At 61.4% G+C, this 15,987-nt stretch carries 16 protein-coding genes; 13 read left to right on the top strand and 3 right to left on the bottom strand.

The genetic code is table 11. The annotated features are described in order from the left end of the window. Positions 1–143 precede the first annotated feature (143 nt). From AC1D17_RS05055 to AC1D17_RS05040, 4 genes are read left to right on the top strand one after another with little or no spacing between them, the layout of a single operon-like run. Entirely contained in the window at positions 144–1,733 is a 1,590-nt protein-coding gene (locus AC1D17_RS05055) for an ABC transporter substrate-binding protein (RefSeq protein ID WP_477564330.1), read from the top strand. Beyond that, positions 1,718–2,842 carry an ABC transporter permease gene (locus AC1D17_RS05050; RefSeq protein WP_477564498.1) on the top strand — a complete coding sequence of 375 codons (1,125 nt, stop codon included), beginning with the start codon at positions 1,718–1,720 and terminating at the stop codon, positions 2,840–2,842. The genes AC1D17_RS05055 and AC1D17_RS05050 overlap by 16 nt, the downstream gene beginning before the upstream one ends. Then, positions 2,839–3,666 carry an ABC transporter permease gene (locus AC1D17_RS05045; RefSeq protein WP_477564329.1) on the top strand — a complete coding sequence of 276 codons (828 nt, stop codon included), beginning with the start codon at positions 2,839–2,841 and terminating at the stop codon, positions 3,664–3,666. Before AC1D17_RS05050 ends, AC1D17_RS05045 begins: the two co-directional genes overlap by 4 nt. After that, on the top strand, positions 3,659–5,290 hold the full coding sequence (locus AC1D17_RS05040) for an ABC transporter ATP-binding protein (RefSeq protein WP_477564328.1): 1,632 nt from the start codon (positions 3,659–3,661) through the stop codon (positions 5,288–5,290). The genes AC1D17_RS05045 and AC1D17_RS05040 overlap by 8 nt, the downstream gene beginning before the upstream one ends. A gap of 50 nt (positions 5,291–5,340) precedes the next feature. Here the strand turns inward: AC1D17_RS05040 and AC1D17_RS05035 are convergent, their stop codons facing one another. Beyond that, entirely contained in the window at positions 5,341–5,676 is a 336-nt protein-coding gene (locus AC1D17_RS05035) for a PAAR domain-containing protein (RefSeq protein WP_477564327.1), read from the bottom strand. Positions 5,677–5,730: 54 nt separating this feature from the next. Between AC1D17_RS05035 and AC1D17_RS05030 the strand changes: the two genes are divergently transcribed. After that, complete coding sequence (locus AC1D17_RS05030) at positions 5,731–7,731, top strand: CocE/NonD family hydrolase (RefSeq protein ID WP_477564326.1); 2,001 nt, start codon at positions 5,731–5,733, stop codon at positions 7,729–7,731. Here AC1D17_RS05030 and AC1D17_RS05025 read toward each other — a convergent pair. Further along, on the bottom strand, positions 7,724–8,128 hold the full coding sequence (locus tag AC1D17_RS05025) for an ACT domain-containing protein (protein ID WP_477564325.1): 405 nt from the start codon (positions 8,126–8,128) through the stop codon (positions 7,724–7,726). The genes AC1D17_RS05030 and AC1D17_RS05025 overlap by 8 nt on opposite strands. Before the next feature lie 257 nt (positions 8,129–8,385). Between AC1D17_RS05025 and msrA the strand changes: the two genes are divergently transcribed. Further along, positions 8,386–9,069 carry a peptide-methionine (S)-S-oxide reductase MsrA gene (gene msrA / locus AC1D17_RS05020; protein ID WP_477564497.1) on the top strand — a complete coding sequence of 228 codons (684 nt, stop codon included), beginning with the start codon at positions 8,386–8,388 and terminating at the stop codon, positions 9,067–9,069. Here the strand turns inward: msrA and AC1D17_RS05015 are convergent, their stop codons facing one another. Next, a complete protein-coding gene (locus tag AC1D17_RS05015) occupies positions 9,070–9,981 on the bottom strand; it encodes an alpha/beta hydrolase (protein WP_477564324.1) in 912 nt (303 codons plus the stop codon). A 129-nt stretch (positions 9,982–10,110) separates the two neighbouring features. Between AC1D17_RS05015 and AC1D17_RS05010 the strand changes: the two genes are divergently transcribed. The 7 genes from AC1D17_RS05010 to AC1D17_RS04980 all read left to right on the top strand — a co-directional run bounded on the left by AC1D17_RS05010 (position 10,111) and on the right by AC1D17_RS04980 (position 15,880). Then, on the top strand, positions 10,111–10,371 hold the full coding sequence (locus tag AC1D17_RS05010; protein WP_477564323.1) for a type II toxin-antitoxin system ParD family antitoxin: 261 nt from the start codon (positions 10,111–10,113) through the stop codon (positions 10,369–10,371). Further along, positions 10,368–10,673 carry a type II toxin-antitoxin system RelE/ParE family toxin gene (locus tag AC1D17_RS05005; RefSeq protein WP_477564322.1) on the top strand — a complete coding sequence of 102 codons (306 nt, stop codon included), beginning with the start codon at positions 10,368–10,370 and terminating at the stop codon, positions 10,671–10,673. The genes AC1D17_RS05010 and AC1D17_RS05005 overlap by 4 nt, the downstream gene beginning before the upstream one ends. A 68-nt stretch (positions 10,674–10,741) precedes the next feature. Next, entirely contained in the window at positions 10,742–11,653 is a 912-nt protein-coding gene (locus AC1D17_RS05000) for a LysR family transcriptional regulator (protein ID WP_477564321.1), read from the top strand. 129 nt (positions 11,654–11,782) lie between these two features. Continuing rightward, positions 11,783–12,943 (top strand): ABC transporter substrate-binding protein, encoded by a 1,161-nt coding sequence (locus AC1D17_RS04995; RefSeq protein WP_477564320.1) that lies wholly within the window; start codon positions 11,783–11,785, stop codon positions 12,941–12,943. A 183-nt stretch (positions 12,944–13,126) separates the two neighbouring features. Next, positions 13,127–14,125: an ABC transporter ATP-binding protein gene (locus tag AC1D17_RS04990; protein WP_477564319.1), complete on the top strand. Its 999-nt coding sequence runs from the start codon at positions 13,127–13,129 to the stop codon at positions 14,123–14,125. Further along, the gene (locus AC1D17_RS04985) at positions 14,122–15,075 is read left to right on the top strand and encodes an ABC transporter permease (protein ID WP_477564318.1); all 954 of its coding nucleotides are present in this window, start codon (positions 14,122–14,124) and stop codon (positions 15,073–15,075) included. Before AC1D17_RS04990 ends, AC1D17_RS04985 begins: the two co-directional genes overlap by 4 nt. After that, the gene (locus tag AC1D17_RS04980) at positions 15,065–15,880 is read left to right on the top strand and encodes an ABC transporter permease (protein WP_477564317.1); all 816 of its coding nucleotides are present in this window, start codon (positions 15,065–15,067) and stop codon (positions 15,878–15,880) included. The genes AC1D17_RS04985 and AC1D17_RS04980 overlap by 11 nt, the downstream gene beginning before the upstream one ends. Positions 15,881–15,987: the final 107 nt, after the last annotated feature.

The raw sequence follows: 15,987 nt of genomic DNA, 5'->3' as shown, positions 1-15,987 counted from the left end.
ATTTCATGAAAGGCTCGATTGCGGCAAACCAAACCGCAGAAGTGACTGACCTACATGCCCTCGGGCATACAACACCCCGATCAATCATGATCGAAAACAATAATCAAAAACGGCGAAAAGCCATCAACATAGGGAACAGGGGAATGAGCGATTACAAGAACTACCTCGCCAATCAGGTGACGATGGGCAAGATGAACCGGCGCGAATTCATGGGCCGGACCTTGGCCGCAGGCGTCGCGCTGTCGAGCGCAAGCACGCTGTTTGCGGCCAGCGCCTCGGCGCAGGAGCCGAAAAAGGGCGGTCACCTGAAACTCGGCCTCGAAGGCGGCTCGGCCACCGACGCGCTCGATCCGGCCAAGGCACTGTCGCAGGTGCTCTTCGTCGTCGGCCGCAACTGGGGCGACATGCTGGTCGAATCCGACCCGCTGACGGGCGCCGCTGTGCCCGCACTGGCCGAAAGCTGGGAGCCTTCGCCGGATGCTGCCGTCTGGACCTTCAAGATCCGCAAGGGCGTCCAGTTCCATGACGGCAAGGAACTGACGATCGACGACGTGGTCAAGACCCTGCAGCGCCACACCGACGAGAAGTCGGAATCGGGTGCCCTCGGCGTCATGAAGTCGATCAAGACGATCGAGGACAAGGGCGGCGATCTCGTCCTGACACTGACGGAGGGCAATGCCGACCTGCCGCTGCTTCTGTCCGACTACCACCTGATCATCCAGCCGGGTGGCGGCTACGACAATCCGAATGCGGCGATCGGCACCGGCCCCTACAAGCTGACCAGTTTTGAAGCCGGCGTGCGCGCCACCTTCGAAAAGAACCCGAACGACTGGAATCCGAATCGCGGTTACGTCGATAGCGTTGAAATCATCAACATGAACGACGCGACGGCCCGTATCGCCGCGCTTTCCTCCGGCCAGGTTCACTACATCAACCGCGTCGATCCGAAGACCGTAGCACTCCTGAAGCGTGCGCCGACCGTCGAGATCCTCTCGACCTCCGGCCGCGGCCACTACGTTTTCATCATGCACTGCAATACCGCGCCGTTCGACAACAACGACCTGCGCATGGCGTTGAAATACTCGATGGACCGCGAGAACATGGTGCAGACCATCCTCGGCGGCTACGGCAAGGTCGGCAACGATTTCCCGATCAACTCGACCTACGCTCTCTTCCCGGAAGGCATCGAGCAGCGCGCCTACGATCCGGACAAGGCGGCCTTCCACTACAAGAAGTCCGGCCATAGCGGTCCGGTCCTTCTGCGCACGTCCGATGTCGCCTTCCCTGGCGCCGTCGATGCGGCGGTCCTCTATCAGGAGAGCGCCAAGAAGGCGGGCATCGAGATCGAAGTGAAGCGCGAGCCCGGCGACGGCTACTGGTCGAACGTCTGGAACGTCCAGCCGTTCTCGACATCCTACTGGGGCGGCCGTCCGACCCAGGACCAGATGTACTCGACGGCTTACCTTTCGACCGCCGACTGGAACGACACGCGCTTCCTGCGTCCCGATTTCGACAAGGTGCTGCTTGAAGCCCGTTCGGAACTGGATGAAGCCAAGCGCAAGGAAATGTACCGCTCGATGGCCATGATGGTCCGCGACGAAGGCGGCCTGATCCTGCCGATGTTCAACGACTTCGTGAATGCCTCCACCAAACAGGTGAAGGGCTACGTCCACGACATTGGCAACGACATGTCGAACGGTTACGTCGCAACCCGCGTCTGGCTCGACGCCTGATGACGGGCGACGGACCGAACAAGGGTCCGGCGTTGACGGCGGGTCCGGCTGCGGGGGGCGAAAGCCTCTCGCAATCGGCGCCCGTTTCCGGAACGATGATGACGCCCCCGGCGGGCGTCGTCACCGGTACGTTCTGGCGCCGTTTCACCCTGCGCCGTCCTTTGGCGGCCCTCATCGTCCAGCGTCTGGGTTTAAGCGTTGGCCTGCTCTTTGCCGTGTCGCTGATGATCTTCGGCGGCGTGGAAGCCCTGCCCGGCGATTTCGCCACCACCTATCTTGGCCAGTCGGCAACGCCGCAGGCGGTGGAAAACATTCGCAAGGACCTTGGCCTCGACCGGCCGCTGACCGAGCGTTACATCACCTGGCTCAGCGGCGCGGTGAAGGGTGACTTCGGCAAATCCTGGGCCAGCAAGAACTCCGTCAGCGAGCAGATCGGCAAACGGCTTGGCAATTCGCTGTTTCTTGCTTTCTTCGCTGCTATTGTCTCCGTTCCGCTGGCCGTCGCACTTGGCATGCTTGCCGTGCAATACCGCAACCGGTTACCGGACAAGATCATCAACGTTGTCTCCCTGGCTGCCATCTCGCTGCCCGAGTTCTTCGTCGGTTATCTCCTGATCCTGTTCTTCGCCGTCCAGCTGGGCGTGGCGACCTTCCCCGCCACCGTCTATGACAGCATGGGCTTTGGCGAACGGCTCTCGGCCATCGCGCTGCCGGTCGCAACGCTGGTGCTGGTCGTTCTCGCCCATATGATGCGCATGACGCGCGCGGCTATCCTCAACGTCATGTCGTCGGCCTATGTCGAGACGGCAGAACTCAAGGGCCTTAGCGCCTTCCGCATCATTGCAAGGCACGCCGCTCCCAATGCCGTCGCCCCGGTTATCAACGTCATCGCGCTCAATCTCGCCTATCTCGTTGTCGGCGTCGTCGTCGTGGAAGTGGTGTTCGTCTATCCGGGTATGGGCCAGTACATGGTCGATGCCGTCACGGTGCGCGACATGCCGGTGGTCCAGGCCTGCGGTCTGATCTTTGCCGCCTTCTACATTTTCCTCAACATGGCCGCGGATATTCTCGCCATCCTCGCCAATCCGAGATTGAGGCATCCACGATGAGATTGAGCTCCATCCCCTTGAGTGCATGGGTCGGCATCGCCGGTATCGTCCTTGCGCTGTCATGCGCCATCTTCGCGCCCTGGATCGCGCCCTTCGGCGAACGCGACGTCGTCGGCGACATCTGGCTGCCGATGGGCGGCGACTTCCTGCTCGGCACCGACAATCTCGGCCGGGACCTTTTGTCCCGCCTGATCTTCGGAGCGAGAACGACGATCTTCGTCGCCCTTGCCGCAACGGTCATATCCTTCTCGCTCGGCATGCTGCTGTCGTTCACGGCAGCCGTCACAGGTGGGCTCATCGACCAGCTGTTCTCGCGTTTCAACGACCTGATGATGGCCATCCCGACGCTGATCTTCGCCCTCGTCGTCCTTGCCGTCCTGCCGCAACAGCTCTGGATCCTCATTCTGGTCATGGCGATCCTCGACAGTACCCGCGTCTTCCGCATCGGCCGTGCCGTCGCGCTCGATGTGGCGGTGATGGAATTCGTTGAGGCGGCGCGCCTGCGCGGCGAAGGCACGCGGTGGATCATCTTCCGGGAAATCCTGCCCAATACACTGTCGCCGCTTCTGGCCGAATTCGGCCTGCGCTTTGCCTTTTCCATCCTGTTCCTCTCCACCCTCTCCTTCCTCGGTCTCGGCATCCAGCCGCCGGCCGCCGACTGGGGCGGCATGGTCAAGGACAACAAGGACGGCATCATCTTCGGCATCTCGGCGGCCCTCGTCCCGGGCGGCGCGATCGCCGGCCTTGCCATCTGCGTCAACCTCGTCGTCGACTGGCTGATGAAGCGAACCTCGAGCCTCAAGGGAGGGCGCGGCGATGCCTGATTTGTTGTCTGTCAAAAATCTGAAGATCGAGGCCACCAGTTATCCGCCGGGCGAACCGCCGAAAACCGTGACCCTGGTCGAAAACGTCTCCTTCGATGTCCAGAAGGGCAAGGTGCTTGGCCTGATCGGCGAATCCGGCGCCGGCAAATCCACGATCGGTCTCTCTGCCCTTGCCTATGGCCGTGGCGGTGCATCGATCACCGGCGGGCAGGTCCTGCTCAACGGCAAGGATATCCTGACGCTCGGCCGTGACGGTGTGCGCACCATCCGCGGCTGCAAGGTCTGCTATGTCGCCCAGTCTGCGGCAGCCGCCTTCAACCCAGCCCACAAGCTCGGCGAACAGGTGATCGAGGCGTCCTTGCGCCACAAGATCATGAGCCGGGCGGATGCGGAAAAGCGGGCGCTCTACCTCTTCAAGGTGCTTGGCCTACCGAGCCCTGAAACGTTCGGTGACCGCTTTCCCCATCAAGTCTCCGGCGGCCAGTTGCAGCGCGCCATGACAGCCATGGCGCTCTGCCCCAATCCCGAACTGATCGTCTTCGACGAGCCGACGACCGCGCTTGATGTCACCACGCAGATCGACGTTCTGGCGGCGATCAAGCACGCGATCGAGGAAACGCATACCGCAGCGCTCTACATTACCCATGACCTTGCCGTGGTTGCCCAGATTTCCGACGACATCATGGTGCTGCGTCACGGCAAGACCGTCGAATATGGAACAACCAGGCAGATCATCGAGGCTCCGAACGAGGACTATACAAGGGCGCTGGTCAGCGTCCGCCAGAGCAAGCGGGAGGAAGCCCGCGACCAGAGCAACACCCTCTTGAAGATCGAGCATGTCAGTGCCGGTTACGCCAATGGCTTCAAGGTGCTGCACGACGTGTCCATGCATCTGCCCAAGGGCCAGACGCTGGCGATCGTCGGCGAAAGCGGTTCCGGCAAGTCGACGCTGGCCCGCGTCATCACTGGTCTTCTGCCGCCGTCGGAAGGCACAATCACCTTCGACGGCAAGGTGCTTCCAAAAGCTCTGAGCGGGCGCAGCAAGGAGGAATTGCGCCGCGTGCAGATGATCTACCAGATGGCGGATACAGCGATGAACCCGCGTCAGACTGTGCGCGACATCATCGGCCGGCCGATCTCCTTCTACTATGGCCTGCATGGGGCCAGAAAGACGGAGCGGGTCAAGCAGCTGCTCGACCAAATCGAAATGGGCGATCGTTTTCTCGACCGTTACCCGGCCGAACTGTCGGGCGGCCAGAAGCAGCGCGTGGCGATCGCAAGAGCGCTCGCGGCAAAACCAGAACTGATTCTTTGCGACGAACCGACCTCGGCGCTCGACCCGCTGGTGGCCGAAGGCATCCTGAATCTGCTTCTGAAGCTTCAGGAGGAAACCGCTGTTTCCTATGTCTTTATCACCCACGACATCGCCATTGTCCGCGCCATCGCAGACTCTGTCGCCGTCATGCATCGCGGCAAGCTGGTGCGCTTCGGGCCCAAGTCCAAGGTGCTCTCGCCACCCTTCGACGATTATACCGACCTGCTCTTGAAGTCAGTTCCGGAAATGGAAATCGGATGGCTGGAAAAGGTGCTGACGACGCGCCGGATGGAAAGCGCCGGCAATTGACGATGCCGAGCGAAAGTGTAGCCCGTCGCTGGCCGCCTCGGGCTATGATGTTATTTCGCGCTGCAAGCAACGTCGCCGGTTCGCTGCGCTGCCTCGCCTTCCAGCATGACGGACGGATCGCCCTTGGCGAAACAGTCGCCCTTGGCACCGGTGCCGGAGCGGAAATGCACGACAGGCTGGCCTTCGATGAAGATGCTGGGCACAATCTCGTAGAGTTCCGGCGGACAATTGGCGACGTCAGACATTCTCAGCGCCGGCTGGCCGCCGATCATCACGCTTGTGGCGCCGGACAGCGCGCAGGCCGGCAGCGGTGCCGTGTCGCTCGCTCCGGCAACACCGGTAAATCCGAGGATCAAAACGGCAGCAGAAACATTTCTTCCGAACATCATCGCCTCCCGCGACGTTAAAGAGCGTCGCCAGCATGCAGAAAAGACCAGGATATGACCATACGCAACGTCACCGTCATCGAAAACCAATGGATCGTCCTTTCCGACGGCACACGGCTTTCCGCCCGCATCTGGATGCCGGACGGCGCGGATCAGAACCCGGTTCCGGCTGTGCTCGAATATCTGCCCTATCGCAAGCGTGACGGAACAAGCCCGCGCGACGAATCCACCTATCCGGTGTTTGCGGCGGCAGGCATCGCCGGCGTCCGCGTCGACATCCGCGGTTCCGGTGAAAGCGACGGCGTCATCGACGGCGAATACACGCCGCGCGAGCTTGGCGATGGCTGCGAACTGATCGCCTGGATCGCCGCGCAGCCCTGGTCTAACGGCAAGGTCGGCATGATGGGTATTTCCTGGGGCGGCTTCAACTGCCTGCAGGTGGCGGCGCTCAAACCACCGGCGTTGAAGGCGGTGATCTCGATCGCCTCCACCGTCGATCGCTACAATGACGACATTCACTACAAGAACGGCACGCATCTTTCCGCACAGCTCTCCTGGGCCGCGACCATGCTCGCCTATCAGTCGCGCTCGCCCGATCCGGCGCTGGTCGGCGATGCATGGAAGCAGATGTGGCTGGAACGGCTGGAAAACGAACCCTTCTTCATGGAGGAATGGCTGGAGCATCAGCGCCGCGATGCGTTCTGGGAACACGGATCGATCTGCGAGGATTTCGATGGCTTCCCCGTGCCTGCCATGGTCATCGCCGGCTGGGCCGACGGCTATCGCAACACGCCGATGAAGGCCATCGAGGGCCTCGGCGAAAAGGCCAAGGCCCTGATCGGCCCCTGGGTGCACAAATATCCGCATTTCGCCTGGCCCAAGCCCCGCGCCGATTTCCATGGCGAAGCAATCGCCTGGTGGAACCGCTGGCTGCGCGACGAAGAAACCGGCGTCGAAAACCTGCCGCAGATGCGCGCCTTCATCCTCGATGGGCCTAAACCGGCGCTGCGCCGCAATGTCGAACCCGGCTTCTGGGTGGCAAAGGACCGGTGGCAGCCGCCGCAGATGCAGACGTTGTATGTCGATCAGTTCGGCGGCCTCAACGAAGGTCCGCTGATCGCCGGCGCCCATGACCATAATGTCTACCTGAAATCGCCGCTCGACACCGGCACTTCCTCCGGCGAATGGTTCACGCTAAAGCCAGACGCCGAAATGGCCGGCGACCAGCGCATCGACGATGCCGGCTCGCTGACCTTCGAAACCGCACCGCTGGCACAGGCGGCCGACTATCTCGGTCAGCCAGTGCTGACGGTCGAGCTTGCCTGCGATGCCGACTGGGCCAATCTCGTTGCCCGCCTCGTCGATATCCATCCGGACGGCAGCGCCACCCGCGTCGCCTTCGGCGTGCTGAACCTTGCCCACCGCGACGGCAATGCCGAGCCCAAGCCGCTGGAAAAGGGCAAGAAGACCCGGATCACTCTGGTTCTGGACGCCTGCGGCTACCGCTTCGGTGCAGGTCACCGCATCCGGCTGTCGCTCTCGACCGCCTATTGGCCGATGGTCCTTCCCGCCCCGTCCGATCCAGGGTTGACACTGGATCTCGCTTCACTGGGGCTCGCTTTGCCGAAACTTGGCGAGTATCAGGCGATCACGATGGCGGAACCGGAAAACCCCGACCCGCTGCCGAAATATACCGAGCTTGCGCCGGGCAGTTCCAGCCGCCGGGTCGAGCGCGACATGACGACGGGCAGGACGCACTATTACATCTATGAGGATACCGGCCTTTTCGAGCATCCGGATACCGGTCTTGCCACGCAGGAGATTCGCAACGAGATCTGGACCATCGCTACCGACGATCCGCTGTCGATGACCGGTGTCTCGACCTGGACCTGCATTGCCAAACGCGAAAACTGGTCGGTCAAAACCGTTTCAATCTCACGCATTGGCTGCACCGCGACGGAGTGGCTGACCTCTGCCTCGGTGACAGCCTTCGAAGGTGATACACAGATCTTCGAAAAAACCTTCGAGAAGCGCGTGGCCCGCGACTTCATGTGATTTCGGGAGAGACCTCTGCCAGGGCGGCAAGCGCCCGCTCCGCATCTTTCGCAGGTACGAAGATGTGGTCGTGGTGATAGGCCGCGATCACATTGGCGCTGATGCCATGCCGCGTCAGCGCCACGGCAACCGCCGCCGTCAGCCCGACGGCCTCAAGCGCTGAATGAACCGTCAGCGTGATGCAGCGCATCACCGGGCCATAGGCCAGCCCGGCCTTGTCGGCAGCCGCTTTTTCCAGAACCAAAGTCAGGCCCTCTTCCTCCCGGAAGAACCCGAGCGGCTCCAGTGAAGGCCATCCGGTCTCATGCGCCGGAACGCTGCAATAGACATAGTCGCCCGGACGCAAGTGCGGACGCATCTCGCGCAAGAGCGTTGCGAGATCGGTTATCCCAGTCATGTTCTCCAACTCCCTGCCTCGATCTCCCGATCACACGGACGTGTATGCCGGTCTGTGGCCTCTCACTTTGGCGTTACGCACGCATTTGCGATTTGACCGCAAGCCGGTGTTGGCCACAGGTTGCTGATAAAGCAAGGGCGCAGCCGCTACAATCGGCAGCGGGGTGCCGTACCTGTGCCCAAGGCCATTGAAGGAGCAATACCATGCCGCAGAGCGCATTCCATAAGCTTCCAACCAAACGACCTTTCGTTTTCGGAATGGCCGGCATGACGGCCATTGCCGCCGCCCTGTTTGCCATGTCCTCGACATTCAGCAGTGCCGCCGAGGATGCCGTGGTCATTCCCCCTCCGGCCATCGACGAAACAGCCAGCGCGACGACCGAGAAGGCTGTCTTTGCCGGCGGCTGCTTCTGGGGCGTGCAAGGTGTCTTCCAGCATGTGAAAGGTGTCAAGAACGCAGTCTCGGGTTATTCCGGCGGCGCCAAGGATACCGCCGTCTACGAGACCGTCAGCGGCGGCAACACGGGCCATGCCGAAACCGTCGAAATCACCTATAATCCGAAGATAGTCACCTACGGCCGGCTGCTGCAGATCTACTTCTCGGTCGCGCACAACCCGACCCAGCTGAACTATCAGGGCCCGGACCACGGCACGCAATATCGCTCGGAAATTTTTGCGACCACCAGCGAGCAGAAGAAGATCGCCGAAAGCTACATCGCCCAGTTGGACAAGGCGAAGGTCTATGGCGAACCGGTTGTCACCAAGGTGTCCGGGATGACCGCCTTTTACCCGGCCGAGGAATACCACCAGGATTTCCTGACGCTCAACCCGACCTATCCCTACATCGTCTACAACGACATGCCGAAGATCGAGAACCTCAAGGCGCTGTTCCCGGCGGAATTCAGTGCCGATCCGGTCCTCGTCCTGAAAGCCAAGGGCTGATCACAGCGTTCGAACCAGATCGCTGACACCGCGGCACAGATGCTTAAATCCTTCCCGCGCGCCCTCGCTCATGTGACGGGCGCGCAGCCATGCATGGATCATCTGCGGCTCATCGCGATAGGTGACGCTGACACCCGCAGCAATCAGCCGCTGCGCATAGAGCGCCGCATCGTCGCGCAACGGATCGAAATGCGCTGACGTGATATAGGCCGGCGGCAGTCCGGAAAAATCAGCCGCTTTCAACGGATGGGCAAGAGCATTCTCCCCAGGCGCCTTCAGGACATCCCGGTAATAGGCGACATCGGCCGTCGACAGGCCCGGCGCCTCGGCCATTTGTGCATAGGAACCGGAGACGAGATCGCCGCCCAAGCCCGGATAGATCAGCACCTGCCCGACGATTCCGGTCAGCGCCTCCGCCTTGGCCTTCAGCACCATGCCCGCCGCCAGATTGCCGCCGGCGCTGTCACCGACAACCACCAGCGGCCGATGATCAGCCAGTAGCCAAGCCAGCACCTCGTAACAATCGTCGAACGCCGCCGGCCAGACATGTTCCGGCGCCAGCCGGTAATCGATCGACACCAGTTCGGCCTTTGCCGCATGGCTGATTTCAGCGCAGATGGCATCATGGCTTTGCAACGATCCGACGACAAAGCCGCCGCCGTGGATGTAGAAAAGACGAGTCTGCGTCGCGATTTCGGCCGGCCTGTACCGCCGCACCGGAACCCGTCCGCCGACGATCTCATCTCGCCGCGTCAGCCCTTCGGGCGACGGCGCATCGAACTCGGCGCAGAGCGCGTCATACCATGCGCGCTGCTGCTCAATCGACGCATCGACGGCATCCGCCGGATAGAACGCCTCGCAGCGGTTGTGAAAGGCGAGAATGCCGGGCTCGGTGGGGATTGGGTTTGTCATCGAGAAACGATCCTGATTGATACCCGAACATAAACGGATTTGTAGCCCGCTCTGTTCTCAATCCGACATCCCCGAAATTCTCCAGCTTTTCGAGTATGACAATGTCATGCGCCATGTTAATCTCTGCATATGCGAACGAGCAAACCCATCACTGTCACCCTTGGTAAACAGCAGGCACTGCTGGACAGTCGTCTGCAGTCAGGCGAGTACGAGTCCGCCAGCGAAGTCATCCGCGCCGGCTTACGCGCCCTTGACCGTGAAGAGGCAGCTCTGAGCGAGATCATGCGTTCCAAAATTCGGGATGCGATAGACGATCCCCGGCCTGACGTTCCTGCGGCGGAGGTCTTTTCACGCCTTCGCGCACGCCATATGGAAGACAAGTCAGAATGACTCATAAGGTCGTCCTGCGTCCCATCGCAGAAAACGACCTTGTCGCGGTCTACCAATACATTGCCGAAAACAGCGGCCGTGATCGAGCCGGCGGCTATATTGATCGTATCGAAAAAGCATGCATGGCCCTTGCCGATTTTCCCTTTCGCGGCACGCAGCGCGATGATCTTCATCCGGGCCTGCGCATCCTTGGCTTCGAACGGCGTGTATCAATCGCGTTCGTGGTCGACGGCGAGAGCGTTCGCATCCTGCGCATTTTCTATGGAGGTCGAGACTTTCCCGAGGATTGGAACGACACCTGATCACGTTGGCTTCCGACTAAACCGCCCTGCATCTTGCCATCTCCCCCTCTTGCCATGTTAGCTAGGCCATGGCCTTCACACTCCGTCAGCTCCAGTATTTCGTCGCCGTCGCCGAACAGGGGTCCGTCACCCGCGCGGCGCAGAACCTGTCGATTTCGCAATCGTCGATCACCGAAGCCGTCAAGGAGCTAGAGACCGACCTTGGCGTCGAGCTGTTCGAGCGCCATCCGCGCGGGCTGCATATCACCCATAACGGCCACCAGTTCCTGCGCCATGCGACCAAGATTCTCGCCGGCGTTTCCGATGCCCGCCGTTCCTTCTCGCAGGAGCGGGAGGCGCGCACCGGCGGCAAGCTCAATCTCGGCGTCACCTCGCTGGTTGCCGGCTACGTGCTCTCCGACCTGCTCGCGCGCTATCGCCGCGCCTGCCCCGGCGTCGAGGTCAGCGCCATCGAGGACAACGGCTCCTATCTCGAGCACCTGCTGGTTGGCGGCGAGCTCGATGTCGCCGTCATGGTCATTTCAAATCTGCGCGACCGCATGGCGCTGCAGGCCGAAATCATCGAAACCTCGCCCTACCGCCTCTGGCTGCCGCTCGGCCATCCGCTGGTCTCGGCCGATATCATCTCGGTTGCCGATATCGCCAAGGAGCCGTTGATCATGCTGACGGTCGATGAAATCGAGGAGAACACCGGCAAGCTCCTGACTGCGCTCGGCGCCCGCCCGCATGTCGCCTTCCGCACGCGATCCGTCGAGGCGGTCCGCAGCCTTGTCGCCACCGGCGCCGGTATCGCGCTCTTGCCTGACCTCGTCTATCGGCCCTGGTCACTGGAAGGCGACCGTATCGAAAGCCGCGACGTCTCCGGCGCCCTGCCCGTCGTTCAAGTCGGCATGGTCTGGCGCAAGGGGTCCGGCCTGCCGCAAGCGGCAAAGGATTTCATCGGGGTTGCCGAGGCCTTGCGCAGCGGCCGTTCGCGATAAAACCGAGCGATATCGGAAAAACCGATAGCGACATTCTGATTAATGAATTTGCGAAAGCGGCGAAATAGAGGCACCCTTCATTCTGGGAACAAGACCGAAAAATTCGGACACCAAACCGGGAGACTGAAGATGAAGCAGATTCTGAAATCCTGCACCGCGCTCACCCTTTCGCTCGCTTTCGCCACCCACGCTTTCGCTCAAGAACCCTTGAAGGAACTCGGCAAGGGCGAAGGCGAACTGTCGATCGTCGCCTGGGCCGGCTATATCGAGCGCGGCGAGTCCGACAAGGCCTATGACTGGGTCACCGGCTTCGAAAAGGACACCGGCTGCAAGGTCAGCGTCAAGACGGCAGCGACCTCCGACGAAATGGTCGCGCTGATGAACGAAGGCGGTTTCGACCTCGTCACCGCATCCGGCGACGCATCGCTGCGCCTGGTTGCCGGCAAGCGCGTCCAGCCGATCAACACCGACCTCATCCCGAGCTTCAAGACCGTCGATGAGCGCATGCAATCGTCGCCCTGGTACACCGTCAAGGGCGTCCACTACGGCGTTCCCTATGTCTGGGGACCGAACGTGCTGATGTACAATACAAAGGCCTTCAAGGACGAGGCGCCAAAGAGCTGGGACGTCGTCTTCAAGGAAATGAAGCTGCCGGACGGCAAGTCCAACAAGGGCCGCGTCCAGGCCTATGACGGCCCGATCCATGTTGCCGATGCCGCCAACTACCTGATGTTCCACAACAAGGAACTCGGCATCAAGGACCCTTACGAACTCAACGAAGACCAGTACAAGGCAGCGCTCGACGTCTTGCGCACCCAGCGCACCCTCGCCAACCGCTACTGGCATGATGCGATGATCCAGATCGACGACTTCAAGAACGAAGGCGTCGTCGCGTCCGGCTCCTGGCCGTTCCAGGTCAATCTGCTGCAGTCCGAAAAACAGCCGATCGCCTCAACCATTCCGGAGGAGGGCGTGACCGGCTGGGCCGACACGACCATGCTGCATGCCGAAAGCGCGCACCCGAACTGCGCCTATATGTGGATGGAACACTCGCTGTCCCCCAAGGTCCAGGGCGATGTCTCCGCCTGGTTCGGTGCCAACCCGTCTGTTGGAGCCGCCTGCAAGGGCAACGAGCTTTTGACCGACGGCGGCTGCAAGGCCAATGGCTATGACGACTTCGACAAGGTGAAGTTCTGGAAGACGCCGACCTCGAAATGCGAAAGCCAGGGCGAGTGCGTGCCCTATCACCGCTGGGTCTCCGACTATATCGGCGTCATCGGCGGGCGTTGAGCGCTGATTTTTCCCTCCCCCTTGTGGGGAGGGTTGCCCGAAGGGCCGGGAGGGCTCTTTTCTTTGAGAAGTCCCCTCCCCAACCCTCCCCACAAGGGGATGGAGTTATCTGAGCCAGCAGCCACTTACTTGTCATTCTTCATCGCTGATGAGGATTGATCGTCGTTACCCACGGAGTACCCCATGAGCGCCGCCGTCCTGTTCGAAAACGTTTCGCGCCACTTTGGCCTCGTCAAAGCCGTCGATGCGGTCGACCTTGAAATTGCGGCCGGCGAGTTCTTTGCCATGCTCGGCCCTTCCGGTTCGGGCAAGACCACCTGCCTCAGGCTGATGGCCGGTTTCGAGCAGCCGACCCATGGCCATATCGAGATTTTCGGCGAGACCGCCGAAGGCGTGCCGCCCTATCGCCGCAGCGTCAATACGGTGTTTCAGGACTATGCCCTCTTCCCGCACCTCTCCATTCTCGACAATGTCGCCTATGGCCTGATGGTCAAGGGCATCGGCAAGGAGGAGAGGCGGAAAGCAGCGGAAGATGCGCTCGCCATGGTCAAGCTGCCCGGCTATGGCCAGCGGCGGCCGGGCCAGCTTTCCGGCGGCCAGCGCCAGCGCGTTGCGCTCGCCCGTGCTCTGGTCAACAAACCCAAGGTATTGCTGCTCGACGAACCGCTCGGCGCGCTGGATCTCAAGCTGCGCGAGCAGATGCAGGAGGAATTGAAAAGCCTGCAGAAATCACTCGGCATCACCTTCGTCTTCGTCACTCATGACCAGGGCGAAGCCCTGTCGATGGCCGACCGGATCGCCGTGTTCAACGACGGCAAGATCCAGCAATTGGGCACGCCGGAAGACATCTATAAACGCCCGCAGACCCGTTTCGTCGCCGATTTCGTCGGCTCGTCGAATGTGCTCTCCAGCGTCACTTGCGCCAAGCTCGGCGTTGCCGCGAAAGCCGCCAGCCTGCGGCCCGAAGCCATTGCCATCGGGACCTCCTGGGCCGAGCAGCTGAGCCTGCCGGGCACCGTCACCGCTCGCAGCTTCCTTGGCGCAACCAATCGCATCAGTATCGACTGCGACGGCGAAAAGATCATCGTCGCCAGCCCCGCCGCCATGCCGGTTCCCGACCTCGGCGCTGCGGTGCAGCTCGCCTTTTCGCGCAACGACCTTCATCTGATGGAGGAAGCATGAGCGCGCTCGTCACTCCAGCCGCAATCCTGCCGAACAGGCCCGGCCCGATGGGACGGGTATCGGACTTCCTGTGGAAGCACCCGCACGTTCTTCTGGCGATTCTGCTCGGCCCGCCGCTGCTCTGGCTCGGCATCATCTATCTCGGCTCGCTGTTTGCGCTTTTGCTGCAGAGCTTCTTCTCGATCGACGATTTTTCCGGCCTGATCAATTACGAGTTCACGCTGGCGACCTACAGGCAGCTGCTGTCGGACGCCAATTTCGATATCATCGTCCGCACGGTGACGATGGCCGCCACGGTCACACTGTTTTCGGCGCTGATCGCCTTCCCGATTGCCTACTACGCCGCGCGCTATGCCAAGGGAAAGTGGAAGGCCGTGTTCTATCTCGGCATCATGCTGCCGCTCTGGTCGAGCTATCTGGTGAAAATCTACGCCTGGAAACTGATCCTCGCCAAGGAAGGCATCCTCACCTGGGCCTTCACCAAGCTTCATCTGCTCTGGCTGCTCGACGGCTGGCTGGCACTTCCGATCATCGGCGGCAATTCGCTCTCGGTCAGCTATACCGGCACCTTCCTCGTCTTCGTCTATGTCTGGATGCCGTTCATGATCCTGCCGATCCAGGCAGCACTGGAGCGTGTTCCCGGCAACCTGATCGAAGCCTCGTCCGATCTCGGCGGCACGCCGCAGCAGACATTTCGCCACGTGCTCTTTCCGCTCGCCCTGCCCGGCATCGTCGCAGGCTCGATCTTCACGTTTTCGCTGACGCTCGGCGACTACATCATCCCGCAGATCGTCGGCTCGTCGCGCCTGTTCATCGGCCAGGCCGTGTATGCCCAGCAGGGCACGGCCGGCAACATTCCGCTAGCGGCTGCCTTCACCGTCGTTCCGATCGTCATCATGGGCCTCTATCTCTGGATGGCCAAACGCATGGGAGCCTTCGATGCGCTCTGACCGCTCCACGTCCGCTCCGCTTGGCCTGAAGCTCGCCGCCATCGGAGGCCTTGCCTTCCTGCATATCCCGATCCTGTTGATCTTCCTCTATGCCTTCACCACAGAGGAAAAGAGCTACCAGTTCCCGCCGCCCGGCCTGACGCTGCAATGGTTCATTGTGACCTGGAACCGGCCGGACGTCTGGGCAGCGCTTGCCCTGTCGGTCAAGGTCGCGACCATCGCCACGGCAATCGCGCTGGTGCTTGGCACGCTCTGCGCTGCCGCCGTCAGCCAGACGCGTTTCTTCGGCCGCGAAACGATCTCGCTTTTGGTCATCCTGCCGATTGCGCTGCCCGGCATCATCACCGGCATTGCGCTGCGCTCGGCCTTCTCTTTTGCCGATATCCCCTTCTCGTTCTGGACCATCGTTCTCGGCCACGCGACCTTCTGCATCGTCGTCGTCTACAACAATGCAGTCGCCCGCTTCCGCCGCGTTTCCGGTTCGCTGATCGAGGCCTCCATGGATCTCGGCGCCGACGGTTTCCAGACCTTTCGCCACATCATCCTGCCGAACATCGGTACCGCACTTCTGGCCGGCGGCATGCTCGCCTTCGCTTTGTCCTTCGACGAGGTCATCGTCACCACCTTCACCGGCGGCCAGCAGTCGACGCTGCCGATCTGGATGCTCGAAGAACTCATCCGCCCGCGCCAGCGGCCGGTCACCAATGTCGTCGCCATGGTGGTGATGCTTGTCACCTTCCTGCCGATCCTGGCCGCCTACTACCTCACCCGCGACGGCGACCAGATCGCCGGTGCGGGAAAATGAACATCGAGCGAATAGGGAGTAGCGAATAGCGAATAGGATGTGACGTCCACGAGTGGTTATAATGCCCTATTCGCTATTCGCTATTCACTATTCGCTCCGTCAAAACA

The organism is Pararhizobium sp. P1_E7, assembly GCF_056405855.1.
This window is presented reverse-complemented; position numbering and strand designations above follow the sequence as displayed.

Excerpts from the sequence above, each read along its gene's own strand:
- AC1D17_RS05045 (WP_477564329.1), top strand. The coding sequence starts at position 2,839 with ATGAGATTGAGCTCCATCCCCTTGAGTGCATGGGTCGGCATCGCCGGT.
- AC1D17_RS04985 (WP_477564318.1), top strand. The coding sequence starts at position 14,122 with ATGAGCGCGCTCGTCACTCCAGCCGCAATCCTGCCGAACAGGCCCGGC.
- AC1D17_RS04990 (WP_477564319.1), top strand. The coding sequence starts at position 13,127 with ATGAGCGCCGCCGTCCTGTTCGAAAACGTTTCGCGCCACTTTGGCCTC.
- AC1D17_RS05010 (WP_477564323.1), top strand. The coding sequence starts at position 10,111 with ATGCGAACGAGCAAACCCATCACTGTCACCCTTGGTAAACAGCAGGCA.
- msrA (WP_477564497.1), top strand. The coding sequence starts at position 8,386 with ATGGCCGGCATGACGGCCATTGCCGCCGCCCTGTTTGCCATGTCCTCG.
- AC1D17_RS05000 (WP_477564321.1), top strand. The coding sequence starts at position 10,742 with ATGGCCTTCACACTCCGTCAGCTCCAGTATTTCGTCGCCGTCGCCGAA.
- AC1D17_RS05055 (WP_477564330.1), top strand. The coding sequence starts at position 144 with ATGAGCGATTACAAGAACTACCTCGCCAATCAGGTGACGATGGGCAAG.
- AC1D17_RS05025 (WP_477564325.1), bottom strand. The coding sequence starts at position 8,128 with ATGACTGGGATAACCGATCTCGCAACGCTCTTGCGCGAGATGCGTCCG.
- AC1D17_RS04995 (WP_477564320.1), top strand. The coding sequence starts at position 11,783 with ATGAAGCAGATTCTGAAATCCTGCACCGCGCTCACCCTTTCGCTCGCT.
- AC1D17_RS05040 (WP_477564328.1), top strand. The coding sequence starts at position 3,659 with ATGCCTGATTTGTTGTCTGTCAAAAATCTGAAGATCGAGGCCACCAGT.
- AC1D17_RS05005 (WP_477564322.1), top strand. The coding sequence starts at position 10,368 with ATGACTCATAAGGTCGTCCTGCGTCCCATCGCAGAAAACGACCTTGTC.
- AC1D17_RS04980 (WP_477564317.1), top strand. The coding sequence starts at position 15,065 with ATGCGCTCTGACCGCTCCACGTCCGCTCCGCTTGGCCTGAAGCTCGCC.
- AC1D17_RS05030 (WP_477564326.1), top strand. The coding sequence starts at position 5,731 with ATGACCATACGCAACGTCACCGTCATCGAAAACCAATGGATCGTCCTT.
- AC1D17_RS05015 (WP_477564324.1), bottom strand. The coding sequence starts at position 9,981 with ATGACAAACCCAATCCCCACCGAGCCCGGCATTCTCGCCTTTCACAAC.
- AC1D17_RS05035 (WP_477564327.1), bottom strand. The coding sequence starts at position 5,676 with ATGTTCGGAAGAAATGTTTCTGCTGCCGTTTTGATCCTCGGATTTACC.